The 1,394-nt window shown below is 76.6% G+C and carries 1 protein-coding gene; it reads right to left on the reverse strand.

The genetic code is table 11. From position 1 onward, the window contains the following. Positions 1-704 precede the first annotated feature (704 nt). Positions 705-1,394, reverse strand: a 690-nt coding sequence (locus AOK03_RS38795; RefSeq protein WP_055570055.1) for an SDR family NAD(P)-dependent oxidoreductase, incomplete at its 5' end; no start/stop codon positions are given.

Consider the following 1,394-nt stretch of genomic DNA (forward strand, 5'->3'; position numbering starts at 1 on the left):
GTTCTGGGGGCATCCGGGGCGGCCCGGGACGCCCCGGCTGCCCCCCTCCGGCTGTCCCCCGGCTGCCCCCGGATCGTCGCGGTGAGCGCCGACGTCCGGCCGGGCCGCCCGCGCTTCCCGGGCCCAGCCAACACAGCTTGTTTCAGGTCGTGTTGGGCGGGGAGGGTGCGGACTGCACTGGAGCGCCGTGGGGTTGCCCGGAGGGCGGGGCAGGCGGGCCGGTACCCCGGGGCCGGCGGCGGGCGGCGGCAGTCGATGACGGTCAGCGATCGGCGGGCGGGCAGGCGGTGGCGGCCGGCGGGCTGCTGGTGGCGGTCGACGAGGGGCGACGGGCGGTCGGCGGCGAGGCGTGTACCCCGGGGCACCCGGGCCGCCCCTGTGTGTCGCGATGGGCGCCACCGCCCAGCCGGGTCCGCCCACTCTCCCGGGCACCGGCCAACACCACGCGCGTCAGGGGACGTTGGGGGATGCTGCGGACGGCGCTGCGGCGCCGTGAGGCCGCCCGGCGGGCCGGGCCCTCACCACGCACCCCGGCGACACCGAGGCCCCGCTCACCGCCCACGAGCAGGCCACGTTCCCGCGCAGCGCCGGGACCAACGCGGCCGAGGAGGCCGGGGAGGCGGCCGGCTTCGGTGACATCCCCGGCCTGGTCGCCGAGCCCACCCGGCCCGAGGCGTCCCCCTGGGGCCGGTTCCGCGCCCTCCTCACCAGGGCACCGGCTCGCCGTGGCGGTCCAGGAACTGCAGGCCCGGGGCGCCCGCCTGGGCCTCGATGACGTCGGCGACGGGCGGGATGCTCTCGTGGGGCGCCAGCGGTGCGTCCGGTCCGCCGAGCCGGGTGCGGTTGTGGCCGGGGTCGATGAGCAGCTTGGTCTGTCCATCGGCGCCGTGGCGGGTCGCGTAGCTGCGCATCAGCTGGTTGAGGGCGGCCTTGCTGGCCTTGTAGAGCTCGTAGCCGTCCTCGGTGTTGAGGGTGATGCTGCCCTGCTCGGAGGACATGACCGCCACGGTTCCGCCGGGTGCGACGAGGTCGCGCAGGGCCTCCAGGGTGCGCAGCGGGCTCAGCGCGTTGGTGATCATCACCTCGGTGAACATGTCGGTGGGCACGTCGCCGATCGGCAGGTTGCCGCGGTCGATCGCGGCGTTGACGAAGAGCAGGTCGAGCCTACGGCCCGTCAGGCGCTCGCGCAGTGCGGCGAGTTGGCCGGGGCTGTTCATTTCCAGGCTCTCCGGCTCCAGGCGTCCGCCGTGCGCGTCGGCGCGGGCCTGCAGTTCGCCGCCGGGCCGGCGGGCCGTGGCGATGACGTGCCAGCCGCGTCCGGCGAGTTCGTCGGCCAGGACGAGCCCTAAGCCGCGGGAGGCCCCGATGACGAGGGCCTGGCGCGGGGCGGCGGG

Origin of the sequence: Streptomyces atriruber (assembly GCF_001418325.1) — a bacterium.
Lineage (GTDB): Bacteria > Actinomycetota > Actinomycetes > Streptomycetales > Streptomycetaceae > Streptomyces > Streptomyces atriruber.